Source organism: Ensifer sp. Root558, from assembly GCF_001427045.1.
Taxonomy (GTDB): Bacteria; Pseudomonadota; Alphaproteobacteria; order Rhizobiales; family Rhizobiaceae; genus Ensifer; species Ensifer adhaerens.
The window spans coordinates 100,374-117,941 of the sequence record NZ_LMGC01000008.1 but is presented as its reverse complement, the minus strand read 5'-3'; the positions used below and the strand labels follow the sequence as shown (position 1 = coordinate 117,941).

At 59.6% G+C, this 17,568-nt stretch carries 14 protein-coding genes and 1 pseudogene; 12 read left to right on the top strand and 3 right to left on the bottom strand.

The features are described from left to right. Window positions 1–263: 263 nt before the first annotated feature. Window positions 264–1,118: pseudogene (locus tag ASD63_RS11150) on the top strand (alpha-hydroxy acid oxidase); the annotation flags it as partial. A gap of 78 nt (window positions 1,119–1,196) precedes the next feature. Here ASD63_RS11150 and ASD63_RS11145 read toward each other — a convergent pair. Together ASD63_RS11145 and ASD63_RS11140 are read right to left on the bottom strand one after the other, a co-directional pair. Further along, window positions 1,197–1,454 carry a hypothetical protein gene (locus ASD63_RS11145; protein ID WP_127890887.1) on the bottom strand — a complete coding sequence of 86 codons (258 nt, stop codon included), beginning with the start codon at window positions 1,452–1,454 and terminating at the stop codon, window positions 1,197–1,199. A gap of 240 nt (window positions 1,455–1,694) precedes the next feature. Beyond that, window positions 1,695–2,909, bottom strand: a complete 1,215-nt coding sequence (locus tag ASD63_RS11140; protein ID WP_060529282.1) for a diguanylate cyclase — start codon at window positions 2,907–2,909, stop codon at window positions 1,695–1,697. Between the two features lie 1,071 nt (window positions 2,910–3,980). Here ASD63_RS11140 and ASD63_RS11135 point away from each other — a divergent pair. Then, entirely contained in the window at window positions 3,981–4,880 is a 900-nt protein-coding gene (locus ASD63_RS11135) for an AraC family transcriptional regulator (RefSeq protein WP_060529281.1), read from the top strand. Window positions 4,881–4,919: 39 nt separating this feature from the next. On the opposite strand, the gene ASD63_RS11130 is transcribed toward ASD63_RS11135, so the two are convergent. After that, on the bottom strand, window positions 4,920–7,061 hold the full coding sequence (locus ASD63_RS11130) for a TonB-dependent siderophore receptor (RefSeq protein WP_060529280.1): 2,142 nt from the start codon (window positions 7,059–7,061) through the stop codon (window positions 4,920–4,922). Between the two features lie 304 nt (window positions 7,062–7,365). On the opposite strand from ASD63_RS11130, the gene ASD63_RS11125 reads away from it, so the two are divergent. The 10 genes from ASD63_RS11125 to ASD63_RS11080 all read left to right on the top strand — a co-directional run bounded on the left by ASD63_RS11125 (window position 7,366) and on the right by ASD63_RS11080 (window position 17,461). Next, entirely contained in the window at window positions 7,366–8,361 is a 996-nt protein-coding gene (locus ASD63_RS11125; RefSeq protein ID WP_060520245.1) for an iron-siderophore ABC transporter substrate-binding protein, read from the top strand. After that, window positions 8,358–9,404 carry an iron ABC transporter permease gene (locus ASD63_RS11120; protein ID WP_060520244.1) on the top strand — a complete coding sequence of 349 codons (1,047 nt, stop codon included), beginning with the start codon at window positions 8,358–8,360 and terminating at the stop codon, window positions 9,402–9,404. The genes ASD63_RS11125 and ASD63_RS11120 overlap by 4 nt, the downstream gene beginning before the upstream one ends. Next, window positions 9,401–10,441, top strand: a complete 1,041-nt coding sequence (locus ASD63_RS11115) for an iron ABC transporter permease (protein ID WP_060520243.1) — start codon at window positions 9,401–9,403, stop codon at window positions 10,439–10,441. The genes ASD63_RS11120 and ASD63_RS11115 overlap by 4 nt, the downstream gene beginning before the upstream one ends. Next, window positions 10,438–11,277 carry an ABC transporter ATP-binding protein gene (locus ASD63_RS11110; RefSeq protein ID WP_060520242.1) on the top strand — a complete coding sequence of 280 codons (840 nt, stop codon included), beginning with the start codon at window positions 10,438–10,440 and terminating at the stop codon, window positions 11,275–11,277. The genes ASD63_RS11115 and ASD63_RS11110 overlap by 4 nt, the downstream gene beginning before the upstream one ends. Then, window positions 11,274–12,341, top strand: a complete 1,068-nt coding sequence (locus ASD63_RS11105; RefSeq protein WP_060520241.1) for a DUF2218 domain-containing protein — start codon at window positions 11,274–11,276, stop codon at window positions 12,339–12,341. The genes ASD63_RS11110 and ASD63_RS11105 overlap by 4 nt, the downstream gene beginning before the upstream one ends. A 132-nt stretch (window positions 12,342–12,473) precedes the next feature. Next, on the top strand, window positions 12,474–13,382 hold the full coding sequence (locus ASD63_RS11100) for a hypothetical protein (RefSeq protein ID WP_060529279.1): 909 nt from the start codon (window positions 12,474–12,476) through the stop codon (window positions 13,380–13,382). A gap of 123 nt (window positions 13,383–13,505) precedes the next feature. Then, window positions 13,506–13,994 (top strand): hypothetical protein, encoded by a 489-nt coding sequence (locus ASD63_RS11095; protein ID WP_060529278.1) that lies wholly within the window; start codon window positions 13,506–13,508, stop codon window positions 13,992–13,994. Window positions 13,995–14,004: 10 nt separating this feature from the next. Further along, on the top strand, window positions 14,005–14,613 hold the full coding sequence (locus tag ASD63_RS11090) for a ferric reductase-like transmembrane domain-containing protein (RefSeq protein WP_244495192.1): 609 nt from the start codon (window positions 14,005–14,007) through the stop codon (window positions 14,611–14,613). Between the two features lie 381 nt (window positions 14,614–14,994). After that, window positions 14,995–15,504 (top strand): PTS sugar transporter subunit IIA, encoded by a 510-nt coding sequence (locus ASD63_RS11085; protein WP_060529277.1) that lies wholly within the window; start codon window positions 14,995–14,997, stop codon window positions 15,502–15,504. 178 nt (window positions 15,505–15,682) lie between these two features. Continuing rightward, window positions 15,683–17,461, top strand: a complete 1,779-nt coding sequence (locus ASD63_RS11080) for a cation:proton antiporter (protein WP_060529276.1) — start codon at window positions 15,683–15,685, stop codon at window positions 17,459–17,461. Window positions 17,462–17,568 lie beyond the last annotated feature (107 nt).

The following is a 17,568-nucleotide window of genomic DNA, read 5'->3' as shown; positions in this document are numbered from 1 at the left end:
GTGTCGGGTGCCGGCGGCATTTGGGGTGCGCCTTTTGACGCGATCACAAAAGCGGCTCCGTGATGAAAAGGGATCCACCGCAAAGTAGAAGGGATCGACGGCCCCTCAGCAGTTCTATTGAGCAGCGGCCCAGCTCGAACTGCGGACAGAAGCAAGCTCGGCGAGGGATCGGCCATAGGGACTGACGCAAAACCTTCGTCAGGGACGTCGGCCCCCTATGGATGATTAAGCCTCCGCGACGGGCGGAGGCTTAAAAGGGTCGAATTCCCATGATCATGAGCGGATCGTCGCTAACACGGCTCGAAGACGTCGCTGGTGCCGCCCCGGGCTCGTGGTTCCAGGCATATCTTCCAGGAGAACCCGATCGGATTGATGCACTTGTCGACCGCGTGCAACGCGCCGGTTTTCAGACGCTGGTCCTCACGGTCGACACAGCGACACTGGCAAATCGCGAGAACAATGTACGCGCCGGCTTTTCTACTCCCCTGCGCCCGAGCCTGCGTTTGGCGTGGCATGGCATTTCCCATCCGCGATGGACGATCGGCACCTTTCTACGCACTCTGGTGACGCAGGGCGTCCCGCATTTTGAGAACTCCTACGCAGACCGTGGAGCGCCGATCATTTCGTCGAACATCAATGCGCGAATTCGGGCGGCGGGATCACCTGAATTGGGACCACCTTGAGCGTATTCGCGCGCGTTGGCCGGGAAAACTCGTGGTCAAAGGTGTTCTGCATCCAGCCGACGCTTCGCGCGTGCATGACGTGGGCGCGGATGGGTTGATCGTGTCTAATCACGGCGGGCGTCAACTCGACGGCACCATGTCGCCCTTAAGCGCGCTTCCTGAGATCGTTGCGCGGATCGGCAACAAAACCACTGTCATGGTCGACGGCGGCTTCCGGCGGGGCACCGATATAATCAGGCACTGGCGTTGGGCGCACGCTTCGTTTTTGTCGGGCGGCCTTTCCTCTACGCGGCGGTTGTCGCCGGCAGTCCAGCTATCCGTAAAGCTATCGATATCCTAAAATCGGAAATCCATCAGGACATGGCGCTCCTCGGAGTCGTGGCGATAGATGACATCGATGGCTGTTTTGTCGTTTGCCGTGAGCGCCTCGCGTGACGGTTAACGCGTGATTGCAGTAAGCGCTGCAGGTGGCGGTCGGGGTCTTGCCCAACGCAGCCAATGCCCCAGCTGGAGTTAATTGACGAAACGAGGGCTTATATTAGTGAGCAACGTCACCACCTCGTCTTCGATCGCCTGGCATTTGTCGGTGTATTCAGCCTTCAGCGGTTCATCAGACATGGCATGCTCGCTCAACTCATTGCGAGTGACTACAGCTAGGCCGTAGGCTTCGATCAGAGTGCTCAATGCCAGAAATCGCAATTCTGAGAGCTGTTTGCGGTGTCGTGGCAGCCGTATCATGAGGCGTGCTCGGCCGATTTTCTCGAAGTCCAATGGCTGTCGCCTCTCAGATCCAGGATCCGTCATTGTCCTCCACAAAATTGCCGATAGCAACGTCAATCCAAGCACGTGGACCAATCAGCGGGGACCGGTTCGACCGTTTTTCAGTGCTGCACCAATAGCACTGCGCAAAAAATAAGCAGGTGTCGGCGGTTCAACCCGCTTCAAGGCGAAAGATTTAGTGCTGGGCTCTTCCGGCGAAAGCAGCCCGCGCCGAGCGCGATACCCGAAAGCTCAGGCAGGGGCAGATTGGGGTGGCACGTGAAGGGTCACTTGGTTGCGCCCATTTTTCTTGGCTGCGTACAAGGCTTCGTCCGCTTGCCCTTGCAGGGCTTCAAATGAGCCCACCTCATGGCCGTCTTTCAGGACCGCCAGTCCAATGCTGACCGTGACATAGGCGCCGACGGTCGATCTGGGGTTCGGCAAGGACGCAGCCTCGACGCGCCGTCGAATACGTTCGGCCACCGACACGCTATCCTCCTCATTGGCGTCCTGCAGGAGGACCAGGAATTCTTCGCCGCCATAACGCGCGACCTGATCGCGTTCGTCGCGCATGCTGCTCTGGATGATGCCTGCGACCTTGACCAGACACCGGTCGCCTTCCGAGTGCCCGAGGCTGTCGTTGAGCTGCTTGAAGTGGTCGATATCGCACATGAGTATCGCCGCACCTTTAGTCTGCGCGACGCCGCTGCTCCACACACGATTGAGCGTTTCCACCATCCAGCGCCGATTTGCGATGCCGGTGAGGGGGTCGGTTCGTGCAAGTAGCTCGAGCCGCGAATTTGCGTCCGTTAAATCGGCAAGGCGAGACCGATCGCGCAGTTCAAGCAGGAAAGTCTTGTGCGCCAGGATGCCTGCCGTCCGGCGCGCGACGACGGTCGCAATCACGCCGCTTGCGAAAAAGAGGGCGCCCGCCAGCGCATTCTCGGCGGCGATATCCGGGTTTTGGACTTGAAAGACGAGATAGAGGCCTAGCGCGAAGGCGGCGATCGCCATCGACCACTCGAGCGGAACCGGGAATATGATGATCGCGGTCACGGCGACAAAGAGCATGATCGTCAGATGTCGTTCGTAGTATTCACCGCCCGTTGTGACGCCGACCAGTGCGACTGAAAGCAGAATGAAGAATATGCCAAGGTGGAGCGCTAAGGCCTCCATCTTTAGCCCGCGCGGCTTCATGAAAACGATCGCCGTAACGATGGCTGCAGGTGGCAGGATCGATGCTGGAAGAAGCATCTTCATGACGGCTTCAGACGGCAGCAAGGCCGCGTTTACAGCCAGTGTCAGAACATCGAGAATGACCACCCAAACCATCCAGGCGCGAATGATCTTCGACGTTTGTGGCCACGACCGCATCCGGAAGAGGCGGGAAAGCTCCGCGTTCAGACGGATGTCGCGCGTTCGTCCGGCAAGCAGGCGGTCGATTTCGTTGACAACCGTGGGCGCCAATCGCTGAGGGCCTGTTTGTGTTGAAACACCGCTTGCTGGTGAAACGCCTGATGCTCGATGCGTGTCCATGATTTGGCAATGTAGGGGCGGTCGTGTCGATGGCAAGAACGAGCTGTCGGCCTGCGCGCGACCTTACCGTCTGGCTTAACGACCTGTGTCGATGCGCTCATCCCGCATGGCGGTGTCTCAGATCGGCGCACGTCGGTCGACTTGAGTTCTATCGGCCTGCATGGATTGGGCAGCTATCTCCCAGGCATTGGGAGGATAGGCGCGTTTCAATCCGATCGCACACAATAACGCCTGTGCTTTCAGCGACCCGTCCAAGCTGCTCAATAATCTGATTTATTTGCTGTCCCGGTAGCCGGCGGAACATCGTGAGATGCGCCCCCAGGAAGTTTCGCTCTGGTGGAAAATGTGTTCGTCTCAAGAGGTCGAACGGCGCCAGATCGCCTTCCCAACTTCGGGTTGTCAGTATGAGAGGGTGACGCGTCTTCAACGATGGGTCTGAAGTCTTCGCAAAAGGTTTAGAGTTCGCGACCGGCGTGCCATCCCGGCGACGAAGCTTGCTTGCGTCCCACGATGACTGTTGCGCACTTTAGTGCCCTTGTGGAGAGGGGTTTTCGGCCTACGTTTTAAATGATCGATGGAGGCTGACATGCGCTTTTCATCCCGCTTTGCGTTTGCCGTAACTGTCGCATAGCAAGATAATTCTTGACTGTCCTGCGAAGGTTATCTTGCCGGCCGCGGAAAGTGTGGCGAAAACGTGTCCGCGCTGCGGACCATTGCCGGCACCCCCGGGTAGGACTGACGAGCGAACTTTCCGAATTGACGACGCTCTATGTCGATGAGCATCAGCGCATGAGGCGAGCTTTCGGCGGCGAAACTCGCGGGTCCCCCGACGGGGTGGACTCCTGTTCGGACATTAGACGAGCGTGGGAAGGTCGGCTTGCCACACCCAGGTAAATATGACAATTAGCGTCAACTTACAATCTGAGGTGACGGTGTCAGCAACAGTGCATTTCCCTGACCGTCAAGGCATCTGACACCTGAAGAGGAAGAGCTGATCGAAAAATGGGCTTCTGGCATTCAATGTCCTGGAGAACAGAAGGCATCCGGGTCACGGCACCAGTCCAATGGCGCCAGTATGATGGGATGGTCAGCGTTCTCTGGGAGGCGGAAAGCCAGGTCGGTGCCAGCGGCTATTACCTCGCGGACGATCCGCGTATCATGTTCTTCTTCAACGACGTCTCGCCGAACGTTCGCATCTCGAATCTGGACAACGATCTGACGAGGAATTCGCGCCCCATGGCGCGCGCCGTATATGTTCCGGCCGGTATCCCCTTGTGGACGGGCAGCCGGAGGGCGCACAGCTTCTCCCACCTCAACCTGCATCTCCATAAGGATCGGGTGTTGCGCTATTTGGCTCCATCGGTCGGGAGTTCTGTAGCGCAGTCGGCGTTGCGCCGCCCGGTCGAGCTTCAAAACGTGGCTGCGATCGACGCTCTGGCGAAACTGCTGGCCGACGAGATCAGGACCCCCTCCAAGCATGAAGTCTATGCCGAAAGCCTGATAGGAAGCATCGTCGCCGGGCTTCTGGATATTCCGGCCAATCGTGAGGAAAGGGCCGACGGCAGGCTGACGCAGGCGCAGATGAACCGGCTCGTCTCGCATGTCGATGCGCTTGGTGACTATCGCATGTCGGTCGCCGATATGGCTGCCGTCGTCGGTCTATCGGAAAGCTGGTTTGCAAATGTCTTCAAGCAAACAACCGGTACCACTCCATGGCAGTGGCAGCTTTCAAAGCGTATCGAGTTATCGAAGCAACTGCTCGGTGAAAGTGATCTTCCGGTCGCCAGCATCGCCGCCCAGCTCGGCTTTTCCGATCAGGCACATCTGACGAAAGTCTTCCGCCAGATCGTTGGCGAAACGCCGGCGGCTTGGCGGCGGATGCGGCAATTCCGGCAATCGTGAGGATCCCGCCCGGCATATCGCGGGCGGGATGACCCATGTCTACCAAGTCTGGCGCAGCGTCGCGAGTATGCTGCGTCCCGGATTGTAGTACACCGCACCGGTGTCCTTGCTCGCCACGTGTTTCTCGTCGAACACATTGTTGACGTTCAGCTGGAATGTCGTGTTTTCCTGGACCTTGTAGGTGAAGGCCGCGTCGAACACGACTGCGCTGTCCGATGACGTCGTGTTGGTGATGTTGGTGTAGTAGGCGTCCGTAAAGCGAGCCCCGAGCCCGAACATCATGTCGCCGCGCGCACCTTCGCCTTCCAGCGTGTAGGTACCCCACACCGAAGCGATGTTTTTGGGAACGCGCATCAGCCGGTTGCCGTCATTGGCGCCGCCGGGTTCTTCGATCTTGGAATCGATGTAGCTATAGGCGGCAATCACGCTGATGTTGTCTGTCACCTCCGCCTTGGCTTCGAGTTCGAAACCGCGATGTCGGACCTTGTCGACCGTTTGCGGCAGATAGGTGACCTGGTCGAAGACGGTGATGTTTCCCTTCGTCAGATCGTAGACGGATGCGGTGAACAAGGCCGGAAATGCGTCCGGGCGATACTTGATGCCAACCTCATACTGTTTTCCCGTTGTCGGATCGCTGCCCACAGCGGGCGGTGCCGCCGACTCGGCGTAGCTGATATAGGGGGCTAGCTCCTCGGTGATCTTGTAGCTCGCACCAACGCGCGTTGTGAATTCGCTATGGTTGCCACTCCGTGTGGTTCCTGCAAGCAGGTTTGTCTCGCTGAGATCTAGCCAATCGTTGCGCAAGCCGACGCTGACCGTCAGCTTGTCGAAGAAGGTCAAGTCCTGCTGAAGATAGATGGCGTTGGTCTGCTGGTCGTTGTTGGTCTTGGCATAGGGGGACATCGCGCCAGGTCCACCTGAATAAACAGGGTTTTCCCAATCGATCGACGGTGCGGGCGTATAGAAATTGGCGCTGTCCGCAGAGTACTTGTTGTAGTCGGCGCCGAATAGAGTGCGGCTCTCGACATTGTCGAAACCTGCCTCGTACATGAGGTGTGCGTCGATGACGAATTGTTCGGTCGATTTGTCGTTTCCGAAGAAATAGCGGCCGGCCACGGTCGACCCGTTCGTCGGTGTGCTGCCGATATAGGCGCTGCCGAACCCGTCGTTCAGGTTGCTGTAGCGCGCATTCGAGCTGAAACTGAGGCCATTGCCGAAATCGTGGTCGAAGAGGACACTATAGGTGTTGCGGTTCGTTTCGGTGAAATAATAGTCCGGCTCGCCGAAAAACATGTCCCTGTCGAAATCGGTACCGAGCGGATGGCCGCCGCTGCCGGGCACGCCATCCTTGTCGAGATGATCGAAGACAAATGTCAGGCTCGTGGCGTCGGTGGGGCGCCAGGTCAGGCCACCCATGATGAAGTTCTCGTCATCCTGCGAATAGTCGTACTCAGCATCCGAGCGCTGGAACTTGCCGGTCAGGCGATAGGACAGTGTGTCGTCCGCGGTGAGGTTGTCACCGAAATCGAAACCCAGTTCCTTATGCGCGAACGAGCCGCCCGTGCCGTAGACCTCACCGAAACGATCGCTCTTCGGTGTCTTCGTGACATAGTTGACCGATCCGCCCGGCTCCGCCGCTCCGAAGCTCGAGGAACTCGCGCCTTTCAACACCTCGATGCGTTCGAACGCGTAGGGTTCTTCCCGAACCCCGGCAAAAGTTCTGCCGATGGCCAGGCCGTCGCGATAAGTGTACGGCGTGAAACCGCGAATGTCGAAATAGTCGAAGCGGTCGTCAGAACCATAAAAGTCGGTCACCACGCCGGCCGTATACTGCACGACCTGCTCGACCGTGTCCGCGCCGCGCTCTTCAATTTCCTTTGAGGTAATGACGGAAACCGAGGCGGGCGCGACAAGGATATCGGTCGGCATCTTGCCGACGCCGGTGGTTTCCGTGGCGACGATCGATTTCGAATCGCCATCGGTGTTCAGCACGCTGCCGCCCCTCGTTACTTCGGCGACAATCTTCTCCAGCGTCGTTGCACCGCCTTGCGTGTCTGCCTCCTGTGCAAACGACAGGGCAGGCGCCAAGGCAAAGAGTGTCGTGCAACCAAGGAGAAGCGCGTTGCGGTAGCGGATCGGCGCCTGCTTCGGGCTGCGGCTTATCTGAATATCCATGTCCATTTTCCAATTTACGTAAACGCGGAAGCGATTGGCCCCATGAATGCCGTTGGAGGTCGCCGAACTGCATCGCGTCTTCCCGTCCGCTGCGCATCGAAGCCGCGCCGGACGTCCCCGTCTTGAAGTCGTTGTCCCACATTGCCGCTATTAACTGGAGCGCTTTTGTCCAGTATTGTATATTTCCCTGGTTTTGTACGATCCTCCGGGAATCTCCGCGCACTTTCAGAAGATCGGCTGCTTTGACGTTGACGTCGGGTAATTAAGCTGAGACTTGGGGTCAACTTTTAATATCGGATGGAGTGGGGCGATGAAGCTAGTTCGTTTCGCCGTGTTGGCGATGATCGCCCTTTGCTGGCCCGGCAGGCACGACCTTGCGTTCGCTGCCGAGAGCGCGACTTATCCCATCACGATTAAGCACGCCTTCGGCACGACCGTCCTGGAAAAGAAGCCGGAGCGGGTCGCAACCGTTGCCTGGGCGAACCACGAAGTACCGCTGGCTCTTGGCATCGTTCCGGTCGGCATGGCGCGGGCCAACTTCGGTGACGATGACGGTGATGGCATTCTGCCATGGGTGGCCGCACGGCTGGACGAGCTCAAGGCTGAAAAACCGGTGCTTTTCGATGAGGGCGATGGCATCGATTTCGAGGCGGTCGCCGCCACGCGACCGGACGTGATCTTGGCGGCCTATTCCGGTCTTAGCCAGGCGGACTATGACACCTTGAGCCAGATTGCACCTGTCATCGCTTATCCGGAGGCTCCCTGGTCAACCGACTGGCGCGAGACGATCCGGTTAAACAGCGCGGGGCTCGGCATGGCTGCTGAAGGGCAAGCGCTGATCGCCAGCATTGAAGCAGACATTGCCCAAACGCTTGGCGGTCATCCGGAACTCAAGGGCAAAACGGCGATGTTCATCACGCATCTGAGCTCCTGGGACCTCAGCACCGTCAATTTTTACACGACCAACGATACGCGCGTCCGGTTCTTCGCAGATCTTGGGCTCGCGTCGCCGAAAAGCGTGGTGCAGGCGTCGCAGCCTGGTAAGTTCTCAGGTTCGGTGAGCGCCGAAGAGATCGATGCCTTCGACGATGTCGATATTCTCGTGACCTACGGCGACGGAATGCTATTCGATGCTTTGAAAGCCAACGCGCTGATGCTGCACATGCCTGCCGTTGCACGAGATTCGATCGTGATGCTCGGCAACAACGCGGTCGGCAATGCCGCCAATCCCACGCCTCTGTCGATCAGTTGGGTCCTGAAGGACTACGTGAAGCTGCTGAGCGAGGCAGCCAAGAAGGCGAAATGAAGGCAGGGATCGTCAAGATATCGGACCGGCGTTGGTCGCCGGTTTCCCGTTCCAACCGCATGCGAAGTCTTTGGCTGGCAGCGCTTTTCGCGCTCCTCATCCTCTTGCTTGTCGCCTCTGTCACGGTCGGTACGCGCTATGTCGGGTGGGGAGATATCCTCGCGGCGCTGGCCGGAGCGCAAGACAATATCGGTCGTGCATCAGTCGCCTTGCGCATCCCTCGGACCTTGCTGGCACTGTTGGCCGGCGGTGCCCTCGGCCTGGCCGGAGCGATCATGCAAGGCGTGACCCGCAATCCGCTTGCCGACCCTGGCATCCTCGGGGTCAACATGGGCGCGTCTCTTGCTGTCGTCGTCGGCGTCGCGTGGTTCGGGATGTCGTCGCTCTATGCGTATATCTGGGTGGCGATCCTGGGTGCCGGGTCCGCCGCGATCTTCGTCTACACCATAGGTTCGCTCGGCAGGGGCGGCGCAACACCTCTCAAGATGGCGCTCGCGGGTGCGGCAACGTCGATCGCGTTCTCGTCCTTGCTTATCGCCATCGTTTTGCCCCGTGGCGATATCGCGGGCGGTGTTCATTCCTGGCAGATTGGTGGTGTCGGTGGTGCGACTTACGAGCGCATCCTTCCCGTCTTGCCGTTTCTGTTCACAGGTTTCCTGATCAGCCTGTTGTCGGCCAGAAAACTCAACTCTCTTGCGCTCGGCGACGAGCTTGCAACCGGCCTTGGTGAAAGCGTTGCAACCGCACGCGCCGTCGCCTCCATCGGCGCCATCCTTCTGTGTGGCGCCACGACCGCCGTGTGCGGGCCGATCGGCTTTCTCGGCCTGGTCGTGCCGCATGCCTGCCGCATGCTGATCGGCGTCGACCATCGATGGCTGCTGCCTTTTTCGGCGCTTGCAGGCGCGTGCCTCTTGCTTGCTGCGGATGTTGTCGGGCGCACCGTCGCGCGCCCCTCGGAGATCGACGTCGGCATCGTCACCGCGCTGATCGGTGCGCCTTTCTTCATCTGGATCGTCCGGCGCCAGCGCGTGAGGGAACTGTGACAACTTCCTCGTCCACCCCCGATGTCGTCATCGCACACCGTCGCAAGCGCGTGCGCAGGCATGCGTTCATTCTTGCCGTGTTGCTGGCCCTGGTCGTAGCGATCTTCACCGTCACCTTGTCGGTTGGGCAATCCATCACACCGCCGGGCGATGTCTTGCGGGTGTTGATGGGGGAAGCGGTTCCTGGCGTATCCTTCACGGTGGGACAACTGAGGTTGCCGCGCGCGGTGATGTCGGTTCTTGCAGGCTTGTGCTTCGGACTGGGCGGCGTTGCGTTTCAGGTCATGTTACGCAATCCGCTCGCTAGCCCGGATATCATTGGGATCAGTTCCGGGGCGGGGGCGGCTGCCGTTTTCGCCATTGTCGTCCTGTCGGTGAACGGACCGATGGTCTCGGTCATCGCCGTTGTCGCGGGCCTCGGGGTTGCTCTGCTCGTCTACGGCCTTTCCTTCAAGCACGGCGTCGCCGGTACCCGGCTGATCCTCGTCGGTATTGGCGTCTCCGCCATGCTTCAAAGTGTCATCGCCTACATTTTGCAGTCAGCACCGGCCTGGAACTTGCAGGAAGCGATGCGTTGGCTGACCGGCAGCGTCAACGGGGCTCAGCTCGGCCAGGCGCTGCCGCTCCTGCTCGCCCTCCTCTTCTTCGGCGGGCTACTGCTCGTTAGCGGTCGCGATCTTGAGACGCTGCGCCTTGGCGACGAAATAGCGGCCGCCCTTGGAACGAGGGTGTCTCGGACGCGGATGCTGGTGATTGTAGCTGCGGTCGGCCTGATCGCGTCGGCGACCGCCGCGACGGGGCCCATTGCTTTCGTCGCGTTCCTGTCGGGACCGATCGCCGGCCGGATCGTACGAAACGACGGCTCGCTGCTGATACCGTCTGCGCTGACGGGCGCCGTTCTGGTGCTTATGGCCGACTATGTCGGTCAGCACCTTCTGCCGGGCCGCTACCCAGTTGGGGTCGTAACCGGAGCACTTGGAGCGCCTTACCTCCTTTACCTCATCGTTCGCATCAATCGGATCGGAGGGTCATTATGACCGATCATCTGCTCGTCGCCAGCGGATTGACGGCCGGCTACGACAACACCGAAATCCTGCGCGAGCTCGACCTCGCCATTCCCCCGGGTAAGATCACGGTGATCGTTGGCGCCAATGCCTGTGGCAAGTCCACATTTCTTCGCACGCTCTCGCGATTGATCGCGCCCAGCGAAGGCCAGGTTCTGCTTGACGGCAAGTCCATCCACCGGACGCCGTCGCGCGAGCTCGCCCGCACGCTGGGACTTCTGCCGCAATCGCCGATCGCCCCGGAGGGTATCACCGTGGCCGACCTCGTCAGCAGGGGACGGCATCCGCATCAAAGCCTGTTTTCTCGATGGACGCGACGGGACGACGAGGCGGTCGACAGTGCACTTGCGGTAACAAAGACAATTGATCTTGCCGAACGGCCGATCGACGAGCTCTCAGGCGGCCAGAGGCAGCGCGTCTGGATTGCGATGGCCCTCGCACAGCAGACCGACATCCTGCTACTCGATGAACCGACGACCTTTCTCGACATCAACCATCAGATCGAAGTGCTCGATCTTCTGACCGATCTCAACGGTACACGTGGGACGACGGTCGTCATGGTGCTGCACGATCTCAACCTTGCTGCCCGCTATGCCGACCATCTCGTGGCGATCGCTGGTGGGCGTGTGCATGTTTCGGGCACGCCGGAAGATGTGCTCACAGAAGAGACCGTACGGCAGGTTTTCGGGCTCGAAAACCGCGTCATCAGTGACCCGACTTCAGGGCGGCCGATCATGCTACCGATCGGGCGACACCGGATGTCCGCCATCGGCGGCATGGGTGATGCATCACAAAAGGAGAGCGCATGAACGCGGCTAATTTCAAGCTGTCCGGTATAGCCGTCCCCGTCAGTCCGGCCGACATGCTCGAGGAGATCTGTGAGCATTTTGTCGAGCATGCCGAGGTCGAACGGAAAGACGACCTTGTGGTATTGCGAAGCAAGCTCGGCGTCGCCCGCATCAGGATTGAAAACGCACAGCTGCAGATCGAGCTCGACTGCCCGACGCGCGAAACGCTGCACATGAGCCGCACGATCCTGGCGGAACATCTTTTCTATTTTGCCGAAGACCAGCCGTTCGAATTGACCTGGTCGGAGCCAACTTCTCTGTCGGCGCTTCCGAACCTCCACGAGGTGACCGTCGTTTCCGCACACGATGTCACGCCGCATATGCGTCGCGTGATTTTTTCCTGCACCAATGTGACGCCTTTCGTGCATGGCGACATGCACGTCCGCCTGTTGGTGCCGCCGAAGGGCAAACCGCCGGTCTGGCCCGGCTTCCGGGAAGACGGCCGTATCGCTTGGCCGGAGGGTGAGAACGCGCTGCTTGTCCGGGTCTATACCATCCGCGCCGTCGATTGCGATCGGGGCGAGTTGTGGATCGATTTCCTGCAACACCCAGCTCCCGGCGTATCGACACCAGGTGCGGATTTTGCCCGCGACGCAAGACCTGGTGATGTCGCCGCCCTGCTTGGCCCGGGCGCAGGCGGACTGCCGGAGGCGCGGTCGAATTTGCTGATCGGGGACGAGAGCGCGCTGCCAGCTATAGCGAGGATTGCGGCGGAGGCTCCTCCTGGAACCAACTTGCGTGCTATCATCGAGGTTGAGGACAAGGCGGAAGAGCAGCCGCTTCAAACCGATGGCGTGCTCAATGTGCAATGGTTGCACCGGGCGAGCTACCCGAACGGCGCCGCCGATGTTCTCGTGTCCGAGGCGAAAGCAGCAATTGAGGGGGCCAACGACGAGACGTTTGTCTGGGTTGCCTGCGAAAAGACGGATGTACGAACGATCAAGACATTTCTCAAAGCGCGGAAACATGATCGCAGGATGATGTATGTTGCCTGGTACTGGGAACGCGATGTGAACAACGCATGACGTACTGATGGGGACCCTGTTCTTTCCGCGGGCGAAGGATCTCCGGCGCGACTGGTAACGGAACCACTCCACTAGGCGCCGCCTGCAGCTTGAGAACAGACACGCAAGGTCGTTTCGAAGGAGCTATCGGCCGTGATCAAGCTTGAGAAGGTGCGCGATCTCGACATCGATGTGGGCTCGGCTTCCCGTTCCTTGCACCTAAGTGCTGCAAGCGGGCTGCAATGCCTGGGTACGGCGCTTTATGTGATCGCGGACGACGAACTTCACCTTGGAGTGTTTCCGGTTGCTGGCTCAGGTCGCTTGATCCGTCTGTTTGACGGCGAACTGCCCGAGACGAAGGGCGACCGCAAGAAACGCAAGCCTGATTTGGAAGCGCTGACCTTTCTCCCACCTTTCTGCGACCTTTCGTATGGGGCGCTCTTTGCGATCGGTTCTGGATCGCGGCCCAATCGTAAAAAAGGCGTTCTGCTCGGTCTCGATGCGCAGGGCGCCATCTCCACACCTCCCAAAAACGTTGATCTCTCATTCATTCTCGATCCGCTCGCGGGGGAATTTGGCGAGCTCAACATCGAAGGCGCAGTGGTTGTCGGTGAAGAACTTCTCTTGCTTCAGCGCGGCAACAAGCGCCGCAATGACAATGCCATCGCTCGCTACCCGCTGCGTGCGGTGCTCAACGCGCTTTCGAACGATCAAGTTGATCCGCTGGGGCCCTCAGCGGTCGATCGCTTCGATCTGGGCGCCATCCAGGGAACGCCCTTCGGTTTTACGGATGCGGCAGCCTTGTCCAATGGAGACATGGTCTTCAGTGCCGTGGCTGAGAATACGGAGAATGCCTATCTTGACGGTCCGTGCCTTGGTGCGGGCATTGGAATTGTCGACGAACGAGGCATCCTTGTTGCCTTTGATCTACTCGAATACCCGCACAAGATAGAGGGCATACATGCCACCGAGGGCGACGGGGCTGTGGAACTTCTTCTTGTGACGGATGCTGACAACCCCGAAATCCCTGCGAGCCTGTTTTCAACACAGATCGCCCGCTAGTTGGCTGACGCTCTCGCCATCACGAAACCGTGCCCTCATTTGTTCGCCGCCTCGATTGGTCGGCGACCGAAAAGGCGCTAAGTTTCCACTCCGTTCATCATCGAATTCGGGAAGGAGATCGGAATGTCTGGCATCCGTTTCGAGCGCCGAACCTTGCTTGCCGCTGGCGCTGCCTTTGCTGTGGCAGGGCTTGCAAGCCTCAAGTTGCCTGCCCGTGCCGCGGGGCTTGCCGCGACCCCCTCGATGCGCGGGGGAGCCAACAACTACATGCCCGGTGCTCCGATCGTCGAGCGCATCGGGGGCGGCGGCTTCTGGATGTCGGGCACGGTGCGCCGGGCCGGCGACGGCGCCCCTCTGGCGGGCCAGCGCATCCAAATTTGGGCGCATACCACCGAAGGCAGCGAACGCGACTGGCACAGTCACGGCGCGACGCTGACCGACGCCAACGGCGCGTTCCGGCTTGAAATGCCGCAGATCGTGCCGGCGCTCGGCCAGGCACATGCGCACCTCACCTATGACAGCGGCGAGTACGAGACCGTTTTTCTTCGGCCTTTGCTATCTAGTCCGAAGGACACCAGCCTCGAGGCACATTTCGTCTTGCAGCCGGCCTGAGCTCGCTTTGTTGCACTTGGCCCGCGCTCTGCTGATCTGGACCGGCCTGGCGTTTGCGATCATCATGCCGATGACTTTTGCCGCGACGAGCGAATATCTGGCCTCGCGCGACCCGGTCTATATCGCGGCCAGCTTTGCCGGCGTGGTGGCGCTCTGCCTCGCGCTGGTGCAGCCGCTGCTCGCGGGCGGCTGGCTTCCCGGCCTCCACTTGCTGCGCGGACAGCGGGCCCACCGCGCGGTGGGCGTCATCCTGATCGCGGCGGTTGTCGTTCACGTCGTGGGCCTGTGGATCACTAGTCCACCCGATATAGTTGACGCGCTGCTGTTGCGCTCGCCGACACCGTTTTCTGTCTTCGGTGTCGGCGCCATGTGGGCACTTTTCGCCGCCGCATTGCTCGCTGCGCTCCGGCGTCGCTTCTCGGCGCATGTCTGGCGGGTGGGTCATAAGAGCCTCGTCAGCGTCGTCGTTTTTGGCGGCGCCGTCCACGCTCTCTTGGTCGAGGGCACGATGGAGACGACATCGAAGGCCGTGCTTTGCGCTCTGGCGATTGCCGCAACCTTGGCCGCGGTGGCAGCCTCCGGGCGGCGCGCAAAACGGCATGCTCTCGGCAAGAAATGAGCGTCTGGAACCCGGGACGTCGTAGGATCGAATGCTCGTGTCGTCGGACTTGGGAAGCGCGCTTATCGCGGACGATTGCTGTCGTGGCAAGCGAGTGCGACTTTGTGTTGGAAGGCTTGCCGCGGCGCATGGACAAGCTGCGGGTTGAAATGGCGGCCATTGCAATGGCGTTGAGCGCTGGGGGACGAATAAACACCTGATGCCGACCGACCAACCGAAGTGTCGGCCGCGGTGTGCTAGTGTGTTCTGGTTTGCTGGTTCCCGATCGAATGCAGCGCCATAGCTTGAAATCGGAGGGACGAGGCACCAGTTCAATTTTGGGCCATAGGGAATGAAACCAGCCCGATCTTTGCCCGGCAAGAGAGAAGCGGTGAAGAAAAGATGAATGGTAAAGACCTCCGCTTTGAAGATGACTTGATGCTCGGCGTGCCGGCGAGGGGCGGGCGGGCGGCTCTCCAAGCTATTTCATCTCACCTGGCGCAGCGCACGCGCGTCCCACCCGATGTCATTTTAGATGGCCTGCTTGAACGGGAAGCTCTTGGTTCCACGGGTTTCGGGCAAGGCTTTGCCTTGCCGCACGCGTTTATTCCGGGTTTGGTAGCTCCGACCAAAGTTCTTGTTACCCTGCGCGAACCGATCGAGTTCAACGCACCTGACGACGAACCAGTCGATATATTGCTCGCGGTGATATGGCCCCACGGCCAACATGACGGCTTCTTGCAATTCCTCTCCAAGCTTTGTCGTGTCTTTCGCTCAAGGAAGCTGTTGGCCGCCCTACGAGGGGTACGATCTGAAGCAGAGGCCTTAATCGTGATTTCGGCGAGCGCTTCTAAAGCTGCTCTAAATGCACAAAGCTCTGTTACGGCCTCATACGGCCCGCTCGTGCGGTAGATGACCTGCTAACGTCACGAAACCATTCGTCTGGGCACGGAGCTGTCGCAGCGCCAGTCTTGGATACCACACTGGGGACATCCCTCTGAAAATGAGAGTAGGATCCTTCAGTGGAGGAAAGAGATGCAAGTCGGCTTGTATGAGCCCGTCACTCTGAGCCAAGGGGTGTGAGCTATCGATGACACCAGGACCAGAAAATTACAAAGAGCTTCTGCTTTTTCTGACGACGGCCGGCGTCATTGTACCACTGTTTGGGCGATTGAAAGTGAGCCCGGTTTTTGGTTTTCTCGCAGCCGGCATCCTGCTTGGTCCCTTCGGTCTTGGAGCGCTCGTTGGAGATTGGCCGTGGCTCTCGGCAATCTCTATCACTGACGCTGGGCAGATCGCGCATCTTGCGGAGTTCGGCGTGGCGTTCCTGCTTTTTATGATCGCGCTCGAGCTGTCGTGGAGCCGTCTTCTGCTCATGCGCAAACTCGTCTTCGGATTGGGTGGCTTGCAGGTTCTCACCGCGACAGGCATCCTCGCGGCGATTGCGGGCTTGCTGGGCCAGACACCGGCTTCAGCGGTGGTGCTGGGCAGTGCGCTCGCCATGTCGTCGACGGCGATCATCATACCGTCGCTTGTTGAGCGCAGACTGCTGAACACGACGGTTGGACGGGCCAGTTTCGCCGTACTGCTCTTCCAGGATCTCGCGGTGGCGCCTCTTTTGTTCATGGTGACGATTTTGGGCACACGTGGGGGGACGGGGCTCGGTGCCGGCCTGTTGTATGCTCTGGCGCCAGCCGTTGTAGCGCTTTTCGCGATGGCGGGCCTCGGTCGCCTCATTCTGCGCCCTTTGTTCAAGCTGGTCGCAACGACAAAAAGTAACGAATTGTTCGTCGCTGCATGCCTGTTGGTCGTAGTTGGCTCCGGTCTAATCACAGCCCTCAGTGGTCAGTCGATGGCGCTGGGTGCTTTCGTTGCGGGTCTCTTGCTCGCTGAAACCGAGTATCGTCGTCAGGTCGAGGTTACCATCCAACCGTTCCAGGGGCTTTTGCTTGGGCTTTTCTTCGTCTCCGTGGGAGCTCGCCTGGATCTATCCGAGATCATTGCCAACCCTGTCGTCACCCTTGGCGTCGCCATCGGCCTTTTTGCCACAAAGGCTCTCACCCTTTTTCCCATCGCGCGCCTATCAGGACTAACGACCCGCAATGCCGGCGAGGTCGCGCTTGTATTGGGACCTGGTGGCGAGTTCGCATTGATCCTTATCGGTGCTGCTGTGGCCGGCAATGTGGTCCCTGGTGCCGTTGCCGCCACTGCCACGGTTGCGGCAACCTTAACGATGATCGGCGTTCCCTTGCTGGTGCGACTGCTAGACCGCGACCGGGCACCTGCCGGTGCGGTCGATCCTTCGTTTGCAGGATTAACGCCTGAGCATGACGACGGCTTGGAGCGTGTGATCGTGGTTGGATATGGACGTGTCGGGCAACTGGTCGCTGAGATGCTCACGCGACATGGGTTGAAGTTCCTGGCGGTCGACGCCGATCCCGTGCTTGTCGGCAAGGAGCGAGGGCGCGGCACCACGATCTATTATGGCGACGCCACCCGAACCGAGTTGCTTCGACGCTGCGGAATCCAGAGTGCTCGCGCGCTTGTTGTGACCTTGGACGATGCCGAGGCAGTGGCGTCTATCGTCTCTTCTGCAAGATCCGAGCGGGCGGATCTCACTATTGTCGCGCGCGCACGAGATGCGGTGCACGCAACTGAATTATACGAGCTCAAAGTGACAGATGCGGTGCCAGAAACCATCGAAGCCAGCCTCCAGTTGTCGCAGGCGGTGCTCGTTGGCATCGGCATTCCCATGGGGCCAGTGATAGCCTCCATTCATGAACGTCGGGATGAGTTTCGCAGGATGCTACAGCCAGAGGACAGTTCTGGCAGGGAACGGCATGCGATCCGACCGCGAAAATTGACGTGATACGAAATCACTCCAAAGCACGGGGAAATGTTCCGGGGCTGCCATGGAAGAGCGGTATCTCACACGTAGGGATAAGAATTGTCGAAGTCGGCTTATCGTCAGGCGGC